Annotated in this window: 20 protein-coding genes; 18 read left to right on the forward strand and 2 right to left on the reverse strand. The window is 38.9% G+C overall.

Annotation, left to right across the window (positions count from 1 at the left end; all coding sequences use genetic code 11):
• Nucleotides 1–119: 119 nt before the first annotated feature.
• Complete coding sequence (gene rlmD, locus EF384_RS00570; protein WP_123779066.1) at nucleotides 120–1,511, forward strand: 23S rRNA (uracil(1939)-C(5))-methyltransferase RlmD; 1,392 nt, start codon at nucleotides 120–122, stop codon at nucleotides 1,509–1,511.
• A 201-nt stretch (nucleotides 1,512–1,712) separates the two neighbouring features.
• Here the strand turns inward: rlmD and EF384_RS00575 are convergent, their stop codons facing one another.
• The gene (locus EF384_RS00575) at nucleotides 1,713–2,612 is read right to left on the reverse strand and encodes a GIY-YIG nuclease family protein (RefSeq protein ID WP_123779053.1); all 900 of its coding nucleotides are present in this window, start codon (nucleotides 2,610–2,612) and stop codon (nucleotides 1,713–1,715) included.
• A 25-nt stretch (nucleotides 2,613–2,637) separates the two neighbouring features.
• A complete protein-coding gene (locus tag EF384_RS00580) occupies nucleotides 2,638–5,439 on the reverse strand; it encodes a type I restriction endonuclease subunit R (RefSeq protein ID WP_199729684.1) in 2,802 nt (933 codons plus the stop codon).
• A gap of 121 nt (nucleotides 5,440–5,560) precedes the next feature.
• Here EF384_RS00580 and EF384_RS00585 point away from each other — a divergent pair, with 121 nt between their 5' ends.
• The 17 genes from EF384_RS00585 (at nucleotide 5,561) to EF384_RS00665 (ending at nucleotide 24,571) form a co-directional block, all read left to right on the forward strand.
• Nucleotides 5,561–6,142 carry a hypothetical protein gene (locus tag EF384_RS00585; protein WP_033860800.1) on the forward strand — a complete coding sequence of 194 codons (582 nt, stop codon included), beginning with the start codon at nucleotides 5,561–5,563 and terminating at the stop codon, nucleotides 6,140–6,142.
• A complete protein-coding gene (locus tag EF384_RS00590; protein ID WP_033860799.1) occupies nucleotides 6,139–8,610 on the forward strand; it encodes a glycosyl hydrolase family 18 protein in 2,472 nt (823 codons plus the stop codon). The genes EF384_RS00585 and EF384_RS00590 overlap by 4 nt, the downstream gene beginning before the upstream one ends.
• Nucleotides 8,611–8,688: 78 nt before the next feature.
• A complete protein-coding gene (locus EF384_RS00595) occupies nucleotides 8,689–9,096 on the forward strand; it encodes a phage holin family protein (protein ID WP_033860798.1) in 408 nt (135 codons plus the stop codon).
• Complete coding sequence (locus EF384_RS00600) at nucleotides 9,096–9,797, forward strand: N-acetylmuramoyl-L-alanine amidase (RefSeq protein WP_033860797.1); 702 nt, start codon at nucleotides 9,096–9,098, stop codon at nucleotides 9,795–9,797. Before EF384_RS00595 ends, EF384_RS00600 begins: the two co-directional genes overlap by 1 nt.
• A gap of 135 nt (nucleotides 9,798–9,932) precedes the next feature.
• Nucleotides 9,933–10,163: an SHOCT domain-containing protein gene (locus tag EF384_RS00605; RefSeq protein ID WP_024400884.1), complete on the forward strand. Its 231-nt coding sequence runs from the start codon at nucleotides 9,933–9,935 to the stop codon at nucleotides 10,161–10,163.
• Between the two features lie 52 nt (nucleotides 10,164–10,215).
• Nucleotides 10,216–11,781: a recombinase family protein gene (locus tag EF384_RS00610; protein WP_024400883.1), complete on the forward strand. Its 1,566-nt coding sequence runs from the start codon at nucleotides 10,216–10,218 to the stop codon at nucleotides 11,779–11,781.
• The gene (locus EF384_RS00615; RefSeq protein WP_000510187.1) at nucleotides 11,782–12,195 is read left to right on the forward strand and encodes a recombinase family protein; all 414 of its coding nucleotides are present in this window, start codon (nucleotides 11,782–11,784) and stop codon (nucleotides 12,193–12,195) included. It abuts the gene before it with no gap.
• A 3-nt stretch (nucleotides 12,196–12,198) separates the two neighbouring features.
• A complete protein-coding gene (locus EF384_RS00620) occupies nucleotides 12,199–13,770 on the forward strand; it encodes a recombinase family protein (protein WP_123779054.1) in 1,572 nt (523 codons plus the stop codon).
• Between the two features lie 433 nt (nucleotides 13,771–14,203).
• Nucleotides 14,204–15,430, forward strand: coding sequence for a macrolide efflux MFS transporter Mef(A) (gene mef(A) / locus EF384_RS00625; RefSeq protein ID WP_123779055.1), 1,227 nt, complete (start codon nucleotides 14,204–14,206; stop codon nucleotides 15,428–15,430).
• A 113-nt stretch (nucleotides 15,431–15,543) separates the two neighbouring features.
• Nucleotides 15,544–17,007, forward strand: a complete 1,464-nt coding sequence (gene msr(D) / locus EF384_RS00630; RefSeq protein WP_123779056.1) for an ABC-F type ribosomal protection protein Msr(D) — start codon at nucleotides 15,544–15,546, stop codon at nucleotides 17,005–17,007.
• 135 nt (nucleotides 17,008–17,142) lie between these two features.
• Nucleotides 17,143–17,589: a DUF5946 family protein gene (locus EF384_RS00635; protein WP_123779057.1), complete on the forward strand. Its 447-nt coding sequence runs from the start codon at nucleotides 17,143–17,145 to the stop codon at nucleotides 17,587–17,589.
• Between the two features lie 34 nt (nucleotides 17,590–17,623).
• Nucleotides 17,624–18,262, forward strand: a complete 639-nt coding sequence (locus EF384_RS00640; RefSeq protein ID WP_123779058.1) for a Vat family streptogramin A O-acetyltransferase — start codon at nucleotides 17,624–17,626, stop codon at nucleotides 18,260–18,262.
• 196 nt (nucleotides 18,263–18,458) lie between these two features.
• Nucleotides 18,459–18,953 (forward strand): nucleotidyltransferase domain-containing protein, encoded by a 495-nt coding sequence (locus EF384_RS00645; protein WP_123779059.1) that lies wholly within the window; start codon nucleotides 18,459–18,461, stop codon nucleotides 18,951–18,953.
• Between the two features lie 62 nt (nucleotides 18,954–19,015).
• A complete protein-coding gene (locus tag EF384_RS00650; protein WP_052514478.1) occupies nucleotides 19,016–19,273 on the forward strand; it encodes a hypothetical protein in 258 nt (85 codons plus the stop codon).
• Nucleotides 19,274–19,416: 143 nt separating this feature from the next.
• Entirely contained in the window at nucleotides 19,417–20,295 is an 879-nt protein-coding gene (locus EF384_RS00655; protein WP_041844908.1) for an AraC family transcriptional regulator, read from the forward strand.
• A gap of 769 nt (nucleotides 20,296–21,064) precedes the next feature.
• Nucleotides 21,065–22,606, forward strand: a complete 1,542-nt coding sequence (locus EF384_RS00660; RefSeq protein WP_123779060.1) for an ATP-binding cassette domain-containing protein — start codon at nucleotides 21,065–21,067, stop codon at nucleotides 22,604–22,606.
• Nucleotides 22,607–23,020: 414 nt separating this feature from the next.
• The gene (locus EF384_RS00665; protein WP_123779061.1) at nucleotides 23,021–24,571 is read left to right on the forward strand and encodes a helicase HerA-like domain-containing protein; all 1,551 of its coding nucleotides are present in this window, start codon (nucleotides 23,021–23,023) and stop codon (nucleotides 24,569–24,571) included.
• Nucleotides 24,572–24,761: the final 190 nt, after the last annotated feature.

Raw genomic sequence — 24,761 nt, forward strand, 5'->3', positions numbered from 1 at the left:
ACTATTGATAGAAAAGAGTAGGCCAAAATGAGAATCCTTCCATAAAGGGTGGATTCCTTTGTCCTTGTTTTGTCAATCCAGTAAAGCGTGGTAGAATGAAAAGACTGAAGAAAAGGATGATGAACGTGAAACAAAAATATACAACACCTGTACAAAAAAATGATACCTTTGAGGGCACCATTGAAGATTTAACATTCCAAGGATTGGGCGTAGCCAAAGTTGAAGGCTATCCAATTTTTGTTGAAAATGCCCTAACAGGCGAAGAAGGAACGATTTTAGTCGTTTCTGTCGGCAAAAAATACGGCTACGGTAAGATGATTGACTTGAAAAAAGCCTCTCCAGACCGGGTTGAATTAGTTGATAAAGTATCAAGCCAAGTTGGTACTATGCCATTACAACACATGACTTACCAAGCACAACTTGCCTTCAAGCAAAAACAAGTGGCAGATGCCCTACATAAATTCGGCTTGGATAAAGGTCGTACTGTTCACCCAACAGTAGCAGCGGACCAACCATTCAACTACCGTAACAAAGCCCAAATTCCAATTGGCACCAACGAAGAGGGTCAATTATATTCAGGTTTCTACCGTAAAAACTCACACGACATCATTCCTGTTGAAGACTTCAAAATTCAATTACCAGGCATCGATGAAGCAATTGCCACCATCGTTGCTATCTTAAACAAACATAATTTAAAAGGCTACAACGAACAACATCACAGCGGGTTAATCCGTAATCTTGTGATTCGTAAAGGTTACTACACTGATCAAATGATGGTCATCATCGTTGTGAATGGTCATTCATTACCTGAAGAAGAAACCATTGTAAGTGAAATTGTAGAAGCTTTACCAAATGTTGTGTCTATTATGTTGAATGCCAACGTGAAACAAACAAATGTTGTCATGTCAGGCCAACAACATATCCTTTATGGTGCAGACCGTTACGAAGATAAGATGTTTGATTTAACTTACGAAATTTCAAGCAAATCTTTCTTCCAAATTAACACACCACAAGCTGAAAAATTGTATCAATTAGCGATTCGAGCTGCAGACTTACAAGGTGACGAAACAGTTATTGATGCATACTCAGGTATTGGTACCATTACTTTATCACTTGCCCAAAAAGCCAAGACCGTTTATGGGGTAGAAGTTGTAGCTGACGCTGTGAAGATGGCGAAAAATAATGCTGCGAAAAATGCCATACATAACGTACACTTCGAAACTGGCCAAGCTGAAAGAGTCATGGGCGAATGGGTCAAAGCCGGCGTTAAACCAAACGTTGTCGTGGTCGATCCACCACGTAAAGGACTTGATGACTACTTCATCAACTCAACAATTGAAGCAAATCCAGATAAGATTGTTTACGTATCATGTAACCCAACAACGATGGCACGCGACGTTGCTAAATTTGTTGAGGCAGGTTATGACTTCACCGAAGTTCAACCATTAGATATGTTCCCGCAAACTTGGCACGTCGAGTGCGTGGTATTGATGTCAAGGGTTGAGAAGTAGCTCTACTAAAAATACTGATAAATAAAGGGTTTCCAGACATTAGGTTTTTCTCACGGTTACTTTGCCGGAAGAAATAATGTCAGAAAACCCTTATTTTTATTGTTGCGGTAACATATCAACTGCCTTGAAAGTGATAGGGTTGAGTTGATAGGTTAGATATATTAACAGGGTTGAGGAGACAGGATGGATGTAAATTTCCGCTTAATTTTCTTCACTGTTTTCTATTTCTTTCAATGATACCCCGTCTTTCGTTTTCCATTCTACCAGTCCATTTACATGGCCCCCGATGACAAAAGCAGCAGCATATGATGGACTACGGAATAAGATATTTTCTTGAAGTATTCCATTTTCATCTATTTTGGCTTTTTGTCTGCGTTCTTTAATTCCAGGTGGAATGCTATCAGAATCTATAGTTTCTATACGACTGCCTTGTAAGACGACAAAGCCCTCGTTTGTTTGCTTACAGCTTGCCTCAATTACTTGTCCACTCTTACGACTTTTTCGCTTCATAAAGAGAAGCAATTCTTCTTCGGGAGATTCTACAGTGATAGCTGCTTTTGGTTTATCTGTTAGTGGTTCGAATAATTTGTGTCCAAGAGTGCCCATTATAATCTTAGCGTAATCAATGAACTCTTCAAGCTCACTTTCTTTTTCCTCAGTTATATTTCCTGGAGTAGGGTCGTTTCCATTCTTAACCACATACCGGTTTGCCTCTACTGCAAGTCCACAAAAGCGGTTCTCAAGATAACTTATCTCTGTGGGACCAAAGGAGTTATTGGACGTAGTGAATACAACAGCCTCTGTCCAATAATCTTTATCAGGATTTCGCTTATGTTCTATCAACCGACAGAGAAGACCCTCTCCATTTTTTCGTACTCCAGCTTGACCAATATAAACCATATTGTCGTCTGTTTGATCGGAAGTGCCAAATAAGAAGTAAACACCGCTCTGTGATAAATCTTCGCGTCCCTTGCACTTATCTAGTTCTGTTCGAGGTATTTTGTAAGCCACGCCTGTCCAATTAGCAAGAGTACACTTTATTCTCCCGTTTGGTGTGCCATCCATTAAAAACAGATTTATACTTTTTCCTCGTTTAGCCATAATCCTTTACCTCCCTCGTAGCAGCTTATTTGTTATTTGAATCATTGGAAGGAGTTTCAAATGGCTTTCCTTCAGGGTTATACGTTAAATTGAAAACAAGATCCGACAGCCATTTCTTAAACGAAGGATTATCATTAAACTGCTTAAATAACTCCATATTATCGGCCATTATACTAAATATAACAGACTGAAGGGCACGTTCACTTTCCATACGCGCATTTTGCTTGTCTGAATTTTTCATTGCGTTAATATAGCGCTCGTCTTTTGTAACCATTCCTGGTATTTCTAGAATTTGGCGGCGAACATTATCAGCATCGTTCCAGTCTATATTGCCGAACAAGTCATTAAATGATGAAAGAATGCTAGAAAGCAAATCCATTTCTGGCTCCACTATGCCACCTACACGACCAGCAGGTACAGGGCCAATCTCAGCGTCAGCATCATCTAATACAAGAGACATAGAATCACGAGCTTCCACTCGGTAACTATCTAAATCAATTGAATCTAGTATCCCTTGAGATAAATCATCTTCCTTGGGAGAAGGAAGTTTAGGTATTAATAAATTTAAAAATATTGATAGCTTTTCCCATTCTGCATTACCGTAAGGAAGAATAGCTCCAAGAAAGCCGTATGTTCGAACAAATGCTTTTGCTGCACTTTTGAATTCAATTTTCCCTTCGTCATCCAGCTCTTTGTAAATAGCAGTACATGCATCGAGGATAGGATCTAACCTATCGCGATCTGCACCATTTAAGTAAAGTTCAACAAGCGAATCAACATGCCCATTTTCGTATACTTGATGGGCTTCCATAATTGCTATGAGATCATAAAGCTTGTTGGGATCAGTTTCATTAGACAGAATAGTTGTCCGATAATATTTTGAGAATGCTGCTTCAATGGTCTCTGTTTTATTTGCAAAATCAAGTACAAAAGTATCATGTTTCTGTGGATGAGAGCGGTTCAGTCGAGATAGAGTCTGAACAGCCTTTATATCAGATAGCATTTTGTCAACGTACATTGTATGGAGTAGTGGTTCATCATAACCCGTTTGGAACATATCAGCCACTATAAGAAATCGATATGGATCCTTACGGAACACTTTCTCAATTGTATTATCTGGGAAGCCATTAATTGCTGCAGAGGTTAAAGTTTTACCACCATATTCTTTTTCCCCAGAAAAAGCAATAATAGCTTTATAAGGACTACGCCTGTCAGCAAGGCATTTATTAATTGCGTAATAGTATTCTATACAGCGCTCTATACTACTCGTAACCACCATAGCTCGCGCTTTTCCTCCGATTTTCCCTTTTGAAATAACCTGATCATGAAAGTGGTTCACCATGATTTCTGCTTTTTGTGATATGGCAAATTTATTGCTTTCTACAAATTGACGGAGTTTCTTTTGTGCTTTTTTCTTGTCAAATAAAGGATCATCTTCAATGGTTTTAGCAAGCCTGTAATAACTGTCAACAGGGGTATAGTATTTAAGTACATCTAAAATAAAACCTTCTTGAATTGCTTGCTTCATTGTATATACATGGAACGGACGATGTTTAATTTCATCTCCGTCTTGGTATGGGATACCAAACATTTCAAGGGTTTTGTTTTTCGGAGTAGCGGTAAATGCAAAATAGCTGGCGTTCTTCAGCATTTTGCGTCCTTCCATAAGACGGTTGATTTTATCTTCAAAATCTTCCTCTTCTCCAGTAACTTCACCTGATAATACAATATTCATCTTAGCCGACATGTTACCGCTCTGTGATGAATGGGCCTCGTCAATAATTATGGCGAAAGAGCGCCCTTTGTGTTCTGAGCCTATACTATCAAGAATAATAGGAAACTTATGGACAGTAGTTATTATAATTTTCTTACCGCCATTGATTGCCTTCCTTAAATCATCAGAGTGTTCTGCCCATGCTACAGTGCTAGAAACCTGCATAAACTGTTTTATCGTATCCCGAATTTGTTTATCAAGTATTACACGATCTGTAACAACGACCACAGAGTCAATGATGGCTTTGCCATTCTTTTCGAGCCCTACGAGTTGATGAGCCAGCCATGCAATAGAATTTGATTTTCCACTACCTGCACTGTGTTGAATCAGGTATCTCTGGCCAACACCATTATGACGTACATCTGCAAGGAGACTTTCAACAGCAGACAGTTGATGGTAACGTGGGAAAATTTGTGTATATGTTTTCTTTTTTGTTTCCTGGTCTACTTTTTCAACAACTTGAGCGTAATTTTCGATTATATGTGCAAGCATATATTTCTCAAGGATGTCCTTCCATAAATAATCTGTCATTATACCAGAAGGATTTGGAGGGTTGCCGGCACCATCATTGTACCCTTTGTCAAATGGCAAGAACCAGGAAGCTTTACCATCAAGCTTAGTACAGAACTTGACTCTTGCATCATCTACTGCAAAATGAACCATGCAGCGTTTAAATTGGAAAAGCAGTTCTTTTGGATCACGATCAGTTTTGTATTGATAAACCGCATCATCAACATTTTGCTTTGTAAGTTGATTCTTAAGCTCGCATGTTATAACAGGCAAGCCATTGATAAAAATGCACAGATCAAGCGCAAGACGAGTCGCGTCCTTTGAATATTGGAGTTGTCGTGTAACGCTGAAAATATTTTGCTCAAATAGAGCTTTTGCTTTTACGTTCTTCTCACTTGGTGTTAGATAAAACATAACCAGGTCGGCAGGATAAACCTTAATTCCATTACGAAGTACATCAATAATTCCGCGTTTTGCTATTTCACCACGCAGTCGGGTTAGAAACTGAGCCTTTTTTAAGTCGCTTACCATCCGTCTTTTCATTACTGATTGTTCTGGTGAGGTGTTCTTTACAGATATGCTTTTGCAAGGTGGTTCTGTTGCTACGGGCTGGATTGGTCATGTATCAGAAATTAAGTGGACGTTGGATGGGTAGGTGGTGCAGATGCCAGTTACATTTACCAGGTTTGCTGAGACGATTCATTGTAAAGAGGATAAACGAGTAGTAAGCGTAACAGTGAAACTACTTCTTGGAGATTGCACAGGTACTGTTTATTTCACTGATATTCAGGCTCAGGAAGGTGATCGTCTAACCGGTTATACAATTAATACAGAAACGATGCTTCAAAAATTCCGGGAGGGCGGTGTTATTGTTCCCGCTCGTTTTTATAACGGAGTGGTTCGTAGCGGAGAGACGGTTATTCTCTTCAATCTGGGTTCAACTTCCACAGGTCTTGACTGTCATATCTATCCTATACAGAATATGGCTGCGGGTAGTATCCAATTGTCTCAAGGGGCAGGGGCGCATAGGGTAAAGTTTAAAGAGGTCGCTAGCCCAGGCGATACCTTTTCACTACTAGCATCAACCAGACAGTGTTTAAAGAATGGAAATCCAACTGATAAGGAAGGATTTTTTCAATATACAGCATCCGGTGATAGCAAACATGTGGTGAAGCTAGAGGACAGAAAATCAGCTCGGTTATTGTTCGAATTTCAAGAAATGCAGGAAGGAAGTGAGCGCCCTTGATTGATTACCTAAAAGGTAAGCGGTGCATGGTTTGGAGTTTCATGGGAAATGCCCGCATGTATCAGGCGCTACGAGACTATGGCGATCGAATTGATACGGTGGGTATTTTTACTTTTGAAGTGGATATCACCGGGACCATAACAGAAACAGGAACAAGCATATCCAGTATGCTTACTTACATTAACCGCTGGCCTCATATCAAATGGCTACTTACAATCATGAATCATGGTACGGCTTCTATTTTTACAGCCCTTAGAAATAACACCAATGGTGCAAAGGATAAATTTCTTACTGAGATTATTCGCATCATGAATAAGTATCCTTGGTGTGCTGGAGTGGATATAGACTTGGAACGTGGAGGTGGCTATGAAAACAAGGATGCTGCTAATGATCTATTTCGAGACATATATAACACTGTCAAAGCCTATGATTCTTCGAAACTCGTAAATATTTGTCTACCGGGCATGACTGGAGTACAAGGCTCGGTTGGTGGCGAAAACTGGTGTGTTTATGAAGACTTGAATCCCTATTGTGATACAGCAACGATTATGAGTTATGGCATGGCATGGGCAGGATCTGCACCGGGTCCGGTATCTCCCAGGGATTGGTTGGAAGGCATTTATGATTATGCAGTCCGGGTTATGACTCCTGAAAAAATTTTTTTAGGACTGCCTGCATATGGTTGGAACTGGAGAATCCACGATACACCAGAAAATCTGGGCATCACTTATCGTGGGATTTCAAACACATATTATGCGGCACAGCTTTGGATGACAGGGGGATATAACTTTACAGATGATGGACCACCACAGCCCATGATTCCTATCATAGCGTATTGGGATGATTATGATAAGGTGCCTTGGGCCTTGCCACATGTGTATGACTACATGGAAGGCTGGGATGCAGTTTCAAGAACCTATCCTTTACTGGGTGAAACTTATAACCGTCGCAGGTATTTGACTGCCTACAGCAAGCAGCAAAAAACTGAATTTGGCACGATATATGTAGATCGTAGTGGCGGAACCCCTGATAGCTATACTGATAATGTATCGGTTTCTTCTCAAATGATAACACTTGGTGAAGAAGGTGAAGCCGAATACGAATTTGAAATTTCATCTGCTGGTATTTATGATGTAGCCATTCGCATCTCATTTCCCTTCTGGGATAAGAATAGTATTCATGTTTCACTTGACGGGACAAGTAAGGTATTTAGCGAGAATAGGCTGTGGTGGCCATACTGGCGAACAACTTGTTGGCTTTCTTTGGTTTCTGGTGTATTTCTTTCAGCTGGTATCCATACTGTCAGCGTTAGTACCTCAGTACCAGGTGTGCAGTTCTATGGATTTCGAGTATGTTCGAGTTTTTCTGAAGAACCTTCTGCTGGAGAGGCAGAGTTTATGCTATCCCCTCGCAAATTTAAAGATGTGAACGGTTTAATGGCTGAACCCGATAAAGGTTTTATATTGACCACTGAGGTGCTACGCAGAAAGCCTGATTCAGCACTAATTTGGTATGAAGACTTCAGAGATGACAATCCACTTCCCTCCAGCTACTGGACAGCACTTAGCGGCGAGTGGCAGGTATGGCAAAATCAAAATGATCCCGCCAGTCGTCCCTATTCGCAGCTTGACGGGTATGGCCAAGTGGCGTGGAAGTATAGCGGATTTTCAGATGTTCATTTGCGGGCAAGGTTGGCCTTTACTCCAGAGGGAAGTGGTCGTGCAGGCATTTTTTGTGGTAATGTCTTTTGCTGTTTAAACTTTAATACACAGCGTATTGAACTATATAATGGTTCTTCTCTAATCGGCAGTTATGCCACTGAAATCGTTAAAACGGCATCAGCAGATCTTCGCTCAAATCCAAGAATGTACACCATTGAAATGAGGATACGAGGTAACTCTGTGAGGGTTTATTCTGGAGCAAGCAATGTTTTGCGCTTTACAGCGACGCTTAGTGGTTTTTCAGGAGGGTATGCCGGGGTTCGGTCTGATGGACGTATTCTATGCGAATTACTTAGACTGGGAGATGCCTGGACTTATGAACCTTATGAAAGGTTTGATGTAACCTTCCCGGATGGAACCACAACTGAGTATGGGCGGCTGGCAAGAACCGGTGTAACATGGGATAGTGAGTTTCAGGTTTTCACAGTTAACAATGATGTGGAGGAAGCTTCTACACGAAACCAGGACATCTCTATGGATTATGATTTCTTCCATTCAGGGCTTTTGCCGCTGGCCTGTGGAAATGATTATTCAGTAAAAATCGTGCCCAAGGACATCAATGTCTGGATTTCACGTTTGTTTCTTGGAGATGCTGACGGTTTTTCTATTCTTTATTATCAGGATGTAGACAGCCTTGTTTATTGGGCAAACGAGGCAGCGTATCGATGGAAGCTTAGAGGAATTGCCATATGGTCTTTAGGACAGGAGGATATGAGACTTTGGGAGGCACTGCCTAAACAAATATAATTAACGATTCAGGAGTGTTTGCGAAAAATTGCAGGCACTCTTTTTATATATTCACCAATCATGAAGGAGGTAAAAATCATGAAGGAAATATGGAATTGGGTACAAGCTGCACTTACAGCATTTGGTGGATTCTTGGGCTGGTTTTTAGGAGGTTTTGATGGTTTTTTATATGCATTAGTGGCATTGATGGTAGCTGATTATATCACTGGTGTCATGTGTGCCATTGTTGATAAGAAGCTATCTAGTGAGATCGGATTTAGGGGCATCTTTAAGAAGGTGCTTATTTTTGTTTTGGTCGGAATTGGACATATGATTGATACGAACCTTATCGGAGAGGGTAGCGTGCTCCGGACAGCCATTATCTTTTTCTATTGCTCCAATGAAGGAATATCTATGCTAGAAAATGCTGGTCGACTAGGACTGCCAATACCAGAACAGTTAAAAGACATTCTTGTACAGTTGCATAACAAAGGAGGAAATGAGTAATGAATCTGAGGAAACTTATTCTAACTGAAAATGCGTGTTATAAGGCAGGCAGAAAGATTACACCGAAGGGCATTATGGTTCATAGCACTGGTGCAAATAATCCGTATCTTCGTAGATACGTTGGACCGGACGATGGCCTGTTGGGTGTAAACGAGTACAACAATCACTGGAATCAGGATAAACCAGGTGGGAGGCAAGTATGTGTTCATGCATTCATTGGAAAGCTTAAGGATGGTTCAATTGCCACTTATCAAACCCTGCCATGGAACCATCGTGGATGGCATGCAGGTGGAAAGGCAAACGATACTCATATTGGTTTTGAAATCTGCGAGGACGGTTTGACCGATGCCGCGTATTTTAATGCGGTTTATAAGGAAGCGGTAGAACTGTGTGTGTATCTCTGCAAGCTCTATAACTTGACCGAAAAAGATGTTATTGGTCACTGTGAAGGATATCAAAAAGGCATAGCAAGTAATCATGGCGATCCGAAAAACTGGTTTCCAAAGCATGGAAAAGGCATGGATACCTTCAGAGCGGATGTGAAAAAGCTATTAAGTGAAGGAGAGAAGCCTGCAGAACAGGAGAAAAAGAAATATTATCGTGTGCAAATCGGTGCCTATTCTGTAAAAGCCAATGCGGAAGCGCAACTTGCCAAAGCTAAGAAAGCTGGTTTTACCGATGCCTTTATTAAGTACGATTAACGAACAGCTAATTTTTATGACCCGAGGAGTATAACAGCTCTTTGGGTCATTTTTTTTGCCTTTTAGGGGTTCGAATCATCAAGGATTTTTGCATATAGGTGCAGGGTTTTCCCTGTAGAAATGGAGGTTGCCTATATGCAGATAACTAAAATTACAGATAAACAAGATTTACTATTAAATCCAAAAAAGAAATATTTAAGTGCTGAGGTGCTTCAAAGAGAATTTGATTATTATAGAGCAGAAAAATTGCTTAGAAAGATGCTCGAAAAAGGCTTAATAACGGAAGTGGAATTCAACAAAATAGACGCACTAAATCGCCAAACTTTCTCTCCATTTTTGAAGGAGATAATGCCCTCAAATCGTTGATATATAAGGGTTTCAGAGGTAATATGTGACCTACCAAGAAGGAGGTGAGAGGATGAAAAAGATAACGAAAATAGAAGGAAATACGGCCAACTCTTTTATTAAGCCAAAAACACGAGTAGTTGCCTACTGTCGAGTTTCTACAGGCAGTGATGAACAACTTGTCAGCTTGCAAGCACAAAAGGCCCATTATGAGAGCTATATAAAGGCTAATCCAGAATGGGAATACGCAGGCTTATATTATGACGAGGGTATCAGCGGCACGAAAAAGGAAAACCGCTCTGACCTACTTAGAATGTTATCAGACTGTGAAACTGGGAGAATTGACTTAATTATTACAAAGTCAATTAGCCGATTTGCCAGAAATACTACAGATTGCTTGGAGATGGTTCGAAAACTGATCGACCTTGGGGTTCATATCTATTTTGAGAAGGAAAACATCAATACGAGTTCAATGGAGAGCGAATTGATGCTCTCCATTTTAAGTGGGCTTGCAGAAAGTGAGTCAATTTCCATTTCCGAAAATACGAAGTGGGCCATTCAAAGACGATTCCAAAACGGAACCTTTAAAATTTCCTACCCACCATATGGGTATCAAAACATTGACGGTCAGATGATAATAAACCCCAAGCAAGCTGAAATTGTGAAGTATATTTTTGCAGAGGTATTATCGGGCAAAGGCACACAGAAAGTTGCAAATGATCTTAATCAAAAGGGTATCCCTTCAAAAAGAGGTGGTCGTTGGACAGCTACTACGATTAGAGGGATTTTGACCAATGAAAAATATACTGGCGATGTTATTTTGCAAAAGACTTATACTGATAGCCATTTTAACAGGCACACCAATTATGGTGAAAAAAATATGTATCTAGTAGAAAACCACCATGAGGCAATTATCAGCCCTGAAGATTTTGAAGCTGTAGATGCCATTCTCAATCAGAGAGCCAAGGAAAAAGGAATCGAAAAACGCAACAGTAAATATCTAAACCGATATTCCTTTTCTAGCAAAATTATCTGCTCGGAATGTGGCAGTACCTTTAAAAGACGGATTCATTCATCTGGTACAAGAAAATACATTGCTTGGTGCTGCAGTAAGCATATCAGCAATATAACGGAATGTTCCATGCAGTTCATTCGAGATGAAGATATAAAGACTGCATTTGTTACGATGATGAATAAACTCATATTCGGTCAGAAGTTTATATTAAGACCACTTTTTCATGGGTTACGTAACCAAAACAATGCAGCGAGTTTTCGTAGAATTGAAGAGTTGGAAACTAAAATTGAAAACAACATGGAGCAGAGCCAAGTACTGACAGGTTTAATGGCCAAAGGGTATCTGGAACCTGCTCTGTTTAATAAAGAAAAGAATGCACTGGAGGCAGAAAGAGAAAGGCTTCTTGCCGAAAAGGATCAACTTACTCGTTCCGTCAATGGCAATTTTGCTAAAGTAGATGAAGTTGACCGTCTGCTTAAGTTTGCCACTAAGTCCAAAATGCTCACAGCTTATGAGGATGAGTTGTTTGAAGATTACGTAGAGAGGATTATTGTCTTTTCACGGGAGGAAGTAGGTTTTGAATTAAAATGTGGAATCACATTGAAGGAAAGGTTGGTGAATTAGATGGGTCACACACCCTATGGATATAGAATTGAAGATGGAAAAGCTGTTGTGGATGAAAAGACTTCTGAGCAGGTAAAAGAATTATTTTCCGGATACTTGGCAGGCCTTTCTTTGAAGGAAGCTGCTAAAAAAGCTGGGATAGATTGTTATCATGCCACAGCAGGTAAGATGTTGCAGAACAAGCACTACCTAGGCGATGAATTTTACCCTCCCATTATTGATGAGGAGACATTTGAAAAAGCCAGAGAAGAAAAACGAAAACGAGCAGAAAAGCTCGGGAGGATAAGGGAACCTAAAGATGAACCGAAAACGGATTACCCTGTAAAGTTCAAAGCAAAACCTCTGGTGCAAAAATATGAAGACCCATACAAGCAGGCGGAATATGCCTACAGTTTGATAGAAAGTGAGGTGTAACAAGTGGCAGTGAGTAGAAATGTCACAGTGATTCCGGCAATTAAACGAGTCGGAAATAATAAAACTAGTGAGAGCAAACCCAAAATACGAGTGGCTTATTACTGTCGTGTTTCAACGGATAGTGAGGAGCAGGCTTCAAGTTATGAAATTCAGATTGAACATTATACAAACTATATTAAGAAAAACAAGGAATGGGAATTGGCAGGGATTTTTGCGGATGATGGTATCACAGGTACAAATACCAAAAAGCGTGAAGAGTTCAACCGCATGATTGAGGAATGTATGGCAGGAAAAATAGACATGATCATTACAAAATCCATCAGCCGATTTGCCAGAAACACGTTAGACTGCCTTAAATACATCCGTCAGTTAAAAGATAAAAACATCGCTGTATTCTTTGAAAAAGAAAATATCAACACCATGGATTCCAAGGGTGAAATTATGCTGACTATTATGGCTTCCCTTGCCCAACAGGAAAGCCAATCCTTAAGTCAGAACGTTAAGCTGGGCATTCAGTATCGATATCAACAAGGTGAAGTCCAGGTCAACCATAAGCGTTTCCTTGGATACACCAAGGATGAAAACAAGCAACTAGTCATCGACCCCGAGGGTGCAGAGGTTGTTAAACGGATTTATAGAGAGTACCTTGAAGGAGCTAGTCTTTTACAAATATCAAGAGGACTAGAAGCAGACGGTATTCTTACAGCGGCAGGCAAAGCCAAATGGAGACCAGAAACACTAAAAAAGATATTGCAGAATGAAAAGTACATCGGTGATGCCCTTCTACAAAAGACATATACGGTTGATTTCCTTTCTAAAAAGCGGGTCAAGAATAACGGCATCGTTCCCCAGTATTATGTAGAAAACAGCCATGAGCCGATTATTCCAAGGGAGCTTTTTATGCAAGTTCAAGAAGAGATGGTTCGAAGAGCAAATCTTCGTGGCCGCAAAGGCGGTAAAAAGCGAGTCTATAGCAGCAAGTATGCTTTATCGAGTATTGTTTACTGCGGACACTGCGGCGATATTTACCGACGGGTACATTGGAATAACAGAGGCTACAAGTCTATTGTTTGGAGATGTGTTAGCCGATTGGAGGAAAAAGGGTCTGAATGCACTGCTCCTACCATAAACGAGGAAACATTGCAGACAGCAGTGGTCAAGGCTATTAACGAGCTTTTGGCTAAAAAAGAACCCTTCCTCTCAACCTTGCAGAAAAACATAGCTACTGTATTTAATGAAGAAAATGATAATGCCACCGATGATATTGAAGGCAAATTGGAAGAATTACAACAACAGCTTCTTATACAAGCAAAGTCCAAGAATGACTATGAAGAAGTAGCTGACGAAATTTATCGACTTCGGGAGTTAAAGCAAAATGCACTTGTAGAGAATGCAGAGCGAGAAGGGAAAAGGCAACGAATCGCTGAAATGACTGATTTTTTGAATGAGCAATCCTGTGAGTTAGAGGAGTATGATGAGCAGTTGGTAAGGCGGCTTATTGAAAAAGTTACGATCCGCGATGACAGGATTGAGGTGGAGTTTAAGTCAGGTGTGAAGATTGAAGAAATGATATAGATTATTGAGTCAACCGCAATTAAGGAAACTATCGCCTTTGGCGGTATTTCCTCCCTTTATATTTTTTGTGTTGAATATAGAACCTTATTGTGATAAAATATACGCTGATACAAATAAGAATTTAGGAGGAACCGAAACTATGACAGCCTCAATGCGTTTAAGATAAGCTGGCAATAAAAAAAGCAGAATCTATCCCCGATGATAGGCTTTTTTGTTGTGCTTATTTATACGATATTGAGCATTCATTAGTTACGGTGAGGATATAGGTCATTTAACTATACCTTTATTTAACTATGTCTTTATTATGAATGTTTCTATATTGTATGTATGCAGACCAAAAGCCACATTGTGGACTTAGGCCTGCATTTTTTATTGCCTAGAATGCTATTCAAAATAGAAATTCAAGCAAAATAATATGCAGGGGATAACAAAAATGGAAAAATACAACAATTGGAAACTTAAGTTTTATACAATATGGGCAGGGCAGGCAGTATCATTAATCACTAGTGCCATCCTGCAAATGGCGATTATTTTTTACCTTACAGAAAAAACAGGATCTGCGATGGTCTTGTCTATGGCTTCACTTGTAGGTTTTTTACCCTATGCGGTCTTTGGACCAGCCATTGGTGTATTAGTGGATCGTCATGATAGGAAGAAGATAATGATTGGTGCTGATTTAATTATCGCAGCAGCTGGGGCAGTGCTAGCTATTGTTGCATTGTATATGGAGTTACCTATCTGGATGGTTATGGTAGTATTGTTTATCCGTAGCATTGGAACAGCTTTTCATACCCCGGCTCTCAATGCGGTTACTCCACTTTTAGTACCAGAAGAACAGCTTACGAAATGTGCAGGCTATAGTCAGTCTTTGCAGTCTATAAGCTATATTGTTAGTCCGGCGGTTGCAGCATTGTTATATTCTGTTTGGGAATTAAATGCTATTATTGCCATCGACGTATTGGGTGCTGTGATTGCATCTATTACGGTAGCAATTGTACGTATACCTAAGCTGGGTGATCAAGTGCAAAGTTTGGAACCAAATTTCATAAGAGAAATGAAAGAAGGAATTGTCGTCCTGAGACAAAACAAAGGATTGTTTGCCTTATTACTCTTAGGAACACTATATACTTTTGTTTATATGCCAATTAATGCACTATTTCCTTTAATAAGCATGGAATACTTTAATGGAACACCTGTGCATATTTCTATTACGGAAATTTCCTTTGCATCTGGAATGCTAGCAGGAGGCTTATTGTTAGGAAGATTAGGGAGCTTCGAAAAGCGTGTATTACTAATAACAAGTTCATTTTTTATAATGGGGGCCAGTTTAGCCGTTTCGGGAATACTTCCTCCAAATGGATTTGTAATATTTGTAGTTTGCTGTGCAATAATGGGGATTTCGGTGCCATTTTATAGCGGTGTGCAAACAGCTCTTTTTCAGGAGAAAATTAAGCCTGAATATTTAGGACGTGTATTTTCTTTGACCGGAAGTATCATGTCACTTGCTATGCCAATTGGGTTAATTCTATCTGGGTTCTTTGCTGATAGAATCGGTGTAAATCATTGGTTTTTACTATCAGGTGTTTTAATTATGGGCATTGCCATAGCTTGCCCGATGATAACTGAGGTTAGAAAATTAGATTTAAAACAAAATTCATAGGAGGGACATATTTATGTATTTAATTTTCATGTAATTCTTCCTGCTAAAATCGCAGGGTTTTCCCTGCGTACAAGCAAATGAAAACGTGCGATTATAGACAGGAGGAAAATGTTATGGAATTGATATTAAAAGCAAAAGACATTCGTGTGGAATTCAAAGGACGCGATGTTTTAGATATAAATGAATTAGAAGTATATGATTATGACCGTATTGGTTTAGTAGGAGCAAATGGTGCAGGAAAAAGCACTTTACTCAAGGTACTTTTAGGAGAATTAACTCCCCCAGGATGTAAAATGAATCGTCTGGGTGAACTTGCCTATATTCCCCAGTTGGACGAAGTAACTTTGCAGGAGGAAAAAGATTTTGCACTTGTAGGCAAGCTCGGTGTTGAGCAATTAAATATACAGACCATGAGCGGTGGTGAAGAAACAAGGCTTAAAATAGCACAGGCCTTATCGGCACAGGTTCATGGTATTTTAGCGGATGAACCTACGAGCCATTTAGACCGTGAAGGAATTGATTTTCTAATTGGACAGTTAAAATATTTTACAGGTGCACTGTTAGTTATTAGCCATGACCGCTATTTTCTTGATGAAATAGTAGATAAAATATGGGAACTGAAAGATGGCAAAATCACTGAGTATTGGGGAAACTATTCTGATTATCTTCGTCAGAAAGAGGAAGAACGCAAGAGCCAAGCTGCAGAATACGAACAATTTATTGCGGAACGTGCCCGATTGGAAAGGGCTGCGGAGGAAAAGCGAAAACAGGCTCGTAAAATAGAACAGAAGGCAAAAGGTGCCTCAAAGAAAAGAAGTACTGAAGGGGGAGGCCGTTTAGCTCATCAAAAATCAACAGGAAGTAAGGAAAAAAAGTTGCATAATGCCGCTAAGTCCCTAGAGCATAGGATTGCGGCATTAGGAAATATAGAAGCTCCAGAAGACATTCGCAGGATTCGTTTCAGGCAAAGTAAAGCATTGGAGCTCCACAATCCATATCCTATTGTCGGTACGGAAATTACTAAAATATTTGGAGATAAAGTATTGTTTGAAAATGCATCTTTTCAAATTCCGCTTGGAGCAAAAGTGGCGTTAACTGGTGGTAATGGAACCGGAAAAACAACTTTATTCCAAATGATCTTAAACCGTGAAGATGGAATATCTATTTCACCTAAAGCAAAAATAGGTTACTTTGCACAGAATGGTTACAAGTATAATAGTAATCAAAATGTCATGGAGTTTATGCACGAGGATTGTGATTACAATGTTTCAGAAATTCGTTCAGTGCTAGCATCCATGGGGTTTAAACAGAACGATATTGGGAAAAGCTTAGCTGTTTTAAGCGGCGGAGAAATTATTAAATTGTTGCTAGCTAAAATGCTTATGGGCAGATATAACATCCTACTAATGGATGAACCAAGCAACTTCCTTGACATACCAAGCTTAGAGGCTTTGGAAATTTTAATGAAGGAGTATGCTGGAACTATAGTGTTTATCACCCATGACAAACGGTTGCTTGATAATGTGGCTGATGTGATTTATGAAATCAAAGATAAGAAAATAAATCTGAAACATTAAACTTAAGGTAGTCGCTGGTCAGAATAGTCTTCTCTGGCTGGCGGCTTCGTTGTTAAAGTAAAAAGACTTTTTTTCTTTGGCAAACATTACATTAATGAATATTAAAATAATTTAAATAAGGGAGGTTGGTTATAGGTGGTTGATAATAACACAGTCATGAAATCTGGGAGATGTATAGAATGTGGAGCTAAAGAGACCGATGGTTTTTCATGCCATGAGCTATTCGGGTTCCCTCTTGTATGGGAGCATAATGATCCAAAGCTATATGAGTTACATTTTTGGCTTGTTTCGTGCTATATGATCCAGCATCCTTCGAATTTTACTGAAGAAGGATATACAAATTTAGTAAATCTTTTTATTAACGCTTTTGATAATGATTGGGATACACCATATATTCTTAAGAAAAATCGAGAAATAGTAAAGTCATTAAGCAAAATAACAAACCCTTTACCAAGCAACGCAAGAAAGCGTGAACTAAGACTTTGGCCTATGACAATTGAAGATATATATTTAGGTCGGGAGCAAAATGCAATCGTTAATATTAATAAATGGAAAGAGCAAATAAGAAACGAATTAAGGTAATGAAGTAATTAAAGATTAAAGGAGCTAATATTTTATGATAGGACCAGATAAGAAAAAACTTTATCCAAATGAAAATATAAAGACGGTTTGTTTTATAAGCAATCTACCTAAAAGACCCAATGTGGAGATTGGGGAAAATACCTATTATAGCGATAATAAAAAAACACCGGAGAAATTTTATGATAATATAGAGCACCATTACGAATTTCTAGGGGATAAACTTATAATAGGAAAGTTCTGTGCAATTGCAGAGGGTGTTAAGTTTATTATGAATGGTGCAAATCATAGAATGGATGGAATTACAACCTATCCCTTTAATATCTTTGGCCATGGATGGGAAAAGGTGACTCCTACAATTGAACAACTTCCTTTTAAGGGAGATACAGTGATTGGCAATGATGTATGGATAGGTCAAAATGTTACCATTATGCCGGGTATTAAAATTGGTGATGGTGCGATTATTGCCGCTAATTCAACAGTAGTGAAAAGTGTTGAGCCATATACAATATATGGTGGGAATCCAGCTAAGTTTATCAAAAAACGCTTTAGTGACGAAAAGATTGAATTCTTGCTAAAGCTACAATGGTGGAACTGGAGCGAAGAGGAAATATTTAATAATCTTGAAATGTTAACATCCAAAGCAGGGTTAGAGCAATTCATGAAAAATTCCTAGACTTGGGGCCTTTCTACCACGGCACAAAAGGGAACTTAAATCTAGGGGGTGCTGGAACCTCGATTTAGCTCTAATTATTGCGAGCTAAAGAAGGCAAGCTTCATCTTTAGCTTTGATTGGAACAATAGACATTATATTAAGGAGAAATAGCTTTGAGATTTATCACTTATAGATTTAATTTGAACGGAGGGATTACATGGTAAGTAAAACTGATGCCATTGAGATAATAACATACGCTGAAGAAAATGGAATTAACATATGGATTGATGGCGGTTGGGGAGTAGATGCACTATTAGAAGAAGAAACAAGAGCACACAATGATATTGATTTATTTGTGGAAGAAAGTAATAGTAAAAAGTTTATTGAAATAATAAAAGAAAAAGGCTTTGCGGAAGTTACAGAAGCATATACCACCACATCTCACACGGTTTGGAAGGATACTAAAGGTAGGGTAATTGATCTTCATATATTTAATTTCAACGAAAAAGGATACATTGTTTTTGAAGGAGAAGCATATCCACCAAAAGTGTTTAGTGGCATTGGGAAAATAGGCGATAAAATGGTTAGATGTATTGATGCTGAAAATCAAGTATTATTTCATCTGGGCTATGAGTATGATGAAAATGATATGCATGATGTAAAACTATTGTGCGAGAGATTTAATATTCCTGTTCCGAGTGAATACAAGTAACTGACAAATTCCAATTTGTCTATTAATAGTGCAATAAATTAGAATTTAGAGGAGGAATAGATATGGCACGTTCAATTAGAGATTCCCTTTCGGGATTTGGAAGTGAACTGTTGGAACGAATAAGAGAAGATAGCAATGCATGGCTAGATGAAGCTGCCTTTGAAGAAAGAGTCATTGGGATTGAAAAGGCAACTGCGGCTCTGAAGGAAGCCAAAGTTGAAGATGAGAAAATCATTTACCTTTTGCAAAAATATTGGGATTTACGCCTTAGCGAGGCAAAGGGATTTTTGCAGCAAGAAAGACACACTGAAGAAAAGTAAAGGATTCCTGTGGTAAACATCCCAAAGATAAATTCAGTTTAACGATACTAATTACATGAAAGGGAATCGACAATACTGTGCACAGATTGTCGGACGGGTAAATGCATCCCCTGATAATATTGATGATGAAAGGAGGTTGTTTGATGGATTCTTTAAGAAGTATGAATAATGCATTGGAGTATATTGAAGAGCACTTAACAGAGGAGATTGATTATAGTGAAGTATCTAAAATCGCATATTGTTCGGAGTATCATTTCAAGCGAATGTTTTCTTTTTTAGCAGGAATAAGTTTATCAGAATATATTCGGAGAAGAAGACTGACGTTGGCTGCACTTGATTTGAAAGATAGGGATTTGAGAATAATTGATGTAGCCGTCAAATATGGCTATAATTCGGCTGATTCATTTTCCCGTGCTTTTCATTCTCTGCATGGCTTTCTCCCTTCTGAGGCAAGGTGTGAGAATACACAATTAAAAGCTTATCCTCGAATGACCTTTCAATTATCAATTAAAGGAGGATGCGAAATGAACTATCGTATTGTTGAGAAAGGACCTTTTAAGTTAGTAGGATTTAAGAAGAGAGTTCCAATTATTTTTGAAGGTGTCAATCCAGAGATTGCAAAAATGACTGAACTTTTAACCATGGATGTTATTAATCAATTAAAAGCAATTTCAAATGTAGAACCTACAGGTATTATTAGTGCTTCCACTAATTTTTCAGAAGGTAGAATGGAAGAGAAAGGAGAATTAGATCATTACATCGGGGTAGCAACATCAAGTAATGAAACTGCAGATTTTGATGTATTAAAAATTGATGCTAGTACCTGGGCTGTATTTGAATCGATTGGACCATTTCCGGAAACACTTCAAAATGTGTGGGGTAGGATATACTCAGAGTGGTTTCCATCTTCAGGATACGAGGCGGTTGAAGGTCCTGAAATTTTATGGAATGAGAGTCCAGACACTGGAAATCCAAAGTATCGAAGCGAAATCTGGATTCCAGTAAAGAAAAAAGACTATTAATGACATCAATGTTTATGATTGAGGGCGCTCTAGTAAGAGTGCCCTTTTCGTAAATGGTACGATTGGTGGATATGTTCCCGTCTACTGACAGTGCCAAAAACGTAGTGGATATGTTTCCGAGAACGGGCAACTTCAAATGACATTCATTCTGTCCTCTCGAGCCATACAGAAGCAGTACTTGTGTTGAGTAAATAATTTTTAGCTTAATGTAATCAAAAAATTAGGCATACTTAACTCCCTCTTGTAGGGGGGAGGTGTGTTTTTTTGTATTTGTAAAAAATAAATAACCATTATTTAGGATCTATTCGCCTAGATAAGTTCCGCAAATTTAGAAAAGGGCATTTATTTTTACAAAAAGATGCTTAATCCACAAAATAGGAAATCTATTTGAACAGATAGATGCCCAAATTTATCAAAAAGGCATTTATTGTATGAAATAAGTCCCCTTACATTGATAAACAATTTGTCGCATTTCATTATGTTGTCGCTTCATTCCTGCTAGGTAGATGGGCAAATCAATTGCTTAAGGATAATCATTTATAAGTGTTGACTTTCGGCATGCCATACTCTAGAATGTGAATAAATATCATTCAGTAAGGAGAATCAATTAGAAATGCGCATTTAATCTCAGAGTAGCTAAACTTAAACCAGGAAAAAACGCTGGGATAAGTCTGCTTATTTGAGAGAATGCCATATCTATTGGGATCCAATTAAGTTTAACTGCTCTTTTTTCATGTCGGTAGCTTTGCCACAGTAAAGGAGTTTTTTTATGTTACAAATTCAATCTTTAAATATGCACCACACACGAAACCACCAACAATTAATTGAAGAAGCCAATTTTGTCATCAATCCCGGAGATCGAGTAGCCTTAATAGGCGCAGAAGGAACAGGTAAAAGTTCCCTACTTCGCTGGATTTATAATCCGAGTCTTACTCCCGAATATATCAATATAACAGGTCAAATGAAAAATGACTTCGGTAAAATGGCTTATCTGCCCCAAGTGATGGACGCAGAGACACTTCAATCAACCATTGATGACTATTTATTCAACCCTGATGATGCAGCGACAACAGATTTTAATTTGTTATTTCAAGCTGCACAAACCTTAGACTTTGACGTTAATGCCCTTGATGGAGGATTGAAAATGTCTCAATTATCGGGCGGTCAACAAATCAAATTACAATTGGTTAAGTTGATGGCCTCAGATCCTGACTTTTATTTGTTAGACGAGCCGAGTAATAATTTAGATTTCGCAACCCAAAAATGGTTGATTCATTTTATTAAGACAACGCCAGCAACCTTCCTTTATGTTTCTCATGATGAACACCTCCTTCAAGAAACGGCAACCAAAGTAATCCATTTAGAGCAAGTGCACCATAAAACGAAGCCTCGGTTTACGACCAAACAAGCCAATTATCAAGCGTATGTAGATGAAAGGCGAGAACGTTTTACCAAGGATACGCAAATTGCCAATAAACAAGTACAAGAATACAAAGGCCTCAAGAAGAAAAACAATGAGATTCAACAGTCGGTTGATCACCAGTTGGAAATCACCAAAGATGTTTCAGTTGGTCGCATGTTAGCAAAAAAAATGAAAAACTTAAAGTCACAAGAAAAAAGATTTGACCGTGAGAAAGGCAATTTTACGGAAAAACCGCTTGCGGATGATTTAATCAATATCGAATTCAATAGAACCAAACCTTTGGATAACAAATTATTGCTAAGCCTTTACCAATATGAGTTGAATGAACCTGTGCCACATTTGATTCAAAACATTCATTTTAATTTTCATAGCCACGATAAGGTTGGTTTTTATGGCGAGAATGGTGTTGGCAAAACGAGTTTGCTAGCAGTTTTATATAATATGCTTAGTCAACGTGAAGATATTCAACTGGGCTACATGCCACAAAATTATCAAGACCAGTTTGATATGGAACAAACGGCGATTGATTTTCTGACAGTGGTTGGTGATAAAGAAGAACATACGCTAATTATGACCGTTCTTGGCAGCAGTCTGTTCACTGTTGAAGAAATGCAACAACCAATTAAACGACTGTCAGGTGGACAACAAGCCAAGCTATTTCTACTGAAAATGAGTATGGAAGGGAGTAATGTCATCTTGTTAGATGAACCTACGCGAAATTTTTCTCCTTTGTCACAAGGGGAATTACGTACCATGTTCCAGGAATTTACAGGTGGCATCATTGCTATATCACATGATTTATTATTTATGGAGGCGGTATGTGACAAGATCTATGAAGTAACGAGCAATGGTCTTCTTGAACATAAAAATAATCAATTTAGCAATTAAATATAGGCACACTCAAATTCCCTTGTAGGGGTGTTGAGTGTGTTTTTTTCGTGCGCTCAATGTAGATAAGGTCCTCAATTTTTCAACCATAGTACTTTTAAAAAATAAAAACCACTTATTCTGAACCTATTTGCATAGATAGGTCCTGCAAATTAAGAAAAGGGCATTTATTTTCCCGAAAAGATGCCAAATCCATAAATTAGGGAATCTATTTGTATAGAAAGATGCCCTAATCTATCAAAAAGGAATGTATTGTATCAAATAAGTTCCACCTTCATCTCAGACAACGCTAATCTAAATCCACCCAAAATGATACTTGTCACTATTCAATCTGTTCGTATACTTAAACATACCATTTAGATGATGAAATCGCTATAATAAGGATAACGATCGACTGCCAAGGGGGATGGAAAGATGTTTAAAGATGGCAAAGTATATTTAGGATTGAGTAGTGACAATAAACCAGTAAGTATGGACTTAGCAATGGCTAACCGTCACGGGTTAATTGCAGGGGCGAGTGGTACTGGGAAGACCATTACAATGAAAGTATTAGCGGAATCATTCGCGGATGCTGGTGTACCAGTATTTATGTCTGATATTAAAGGGGATGTTTCTGGAATCATTGAGGCCGGTGAATCATCAGATAAGATGGAAGAACGGATTGACCGATTTGCCGTGCGTGATATTTTCCAATTTAAAGGCTATACCACAACATTTTGGGATGTGTATGGCCAGCAAGGACATCCAGTTCGGGCAACGATTTCTGACATGGGGCCAGATCTATTATCTCAAGTATTTAATCTAACGGAAGCGCAAGAAGGCGTCCTCAACATCATCTTCAAGATTGCAGATGACAAAGGCTTGTTACTGACCGATTTAAAAGATTTGAAAGCCATGATCGCCTATGTGGGTGAACATCGTAAAGAATTCCTGCTCGATTACGGGAATATCACTAGTCAGTCGCTTGGCGGTATCACACGAGCCTTAATCCCGATTGAAGCCCAAGGTGGCGATCAATTCTTTGGGCAACCAGATTTAGATATTCATGACTGGATTCGTACCGATAGTAACGGCAAGGGAATGATTAACTTACTAAATGCCGTGCAATTGGTGCAAAGTCCTAAATTGTATGCCATGTTCTTATTGTGGTTGATGTCAGAATTATTCGAATCATTACCAGAAGCAGGGGACAGCGATAAACCAAAACTAGTCTTCTTCTTCGATGAAGCGCATTTGTTGTTTACAGATACACCGAAAATTCTTGTCCAAAAAATTGAACAAGTAGTGAAACTTATTCGATCAAAAGGTGTGGGTATTTACTTTGTTACTCAAAGTCCTGCCGATATCCCTGATCCAGTCTTAGCCCAACTATCCAACCGAATCCAACATGCCTTGCGTGCCTATACACCGGCTGAACAGAAAGCTGTGAAAACAGCAGCCGAGTCCTTTAGACCCAACCCATCATTTGATACATCGACGGTTATCTCAACTCTCGGCGTTGGTCAAGCCCTAGTATCTACGCTTGACGGTGAGGGAATCCCACAAATGGTCGAACAAACGGCGATTATATTGCCACAAAGTAAAATGGCACCAGCAGCACCAGAAAACATTCAACAAGCCATGGCCGATGATGGGATGAGCAAGTACGATCAAACGGTTGAAAATGATTCGGCCTATGAATTATTACAAGCAAAACAAGATGAAACACAGGCCGAAGCGCAACTATCTGCAGAACGCGAAGCCTTCGAAAAAGAAAAAGCAGAATATGCCGCAGCTAAGGAAAAAGAAAGTGAAGCCCAAGCGAAAGCAGCTGAAAAAGCGCAAAAACAAGCCGAAAAAGCTGCCGCCGAAGAAGCCAAACGCGCAGAACGTCGCCGCGCCAAAATTGAAAGCCAGGTCATCTCTACAGCAAGCCAACTGATCAAACGAGGCATCTTGAATACCTTGAAGAAGAGCTTTATGTAACATGTTTCGAATGTTTGATTACTCAAAGTTGGCAAAAAAAATAGGTCTCACCAAGTGAAAATTTAACACAATTATTTTAGAGCAGATAGCGCTACGCTATTTGCTTTTTTATTAGAGTTATAAGGAAAATTAGTAGTAGCAGAATATGAAATTTTCAATGATAATAGGTCCTGAATAATTCATACCTCTA

The organism is Aerococcus agrisoli, assembly GCF_003797145.1.
Classification (GTDB): domain Bacteria; phylum Bacillota; class Bacilli; order Lactobacillales; family Aerococcaceae; genus Aerococcus; species Aerococcus agrisoli.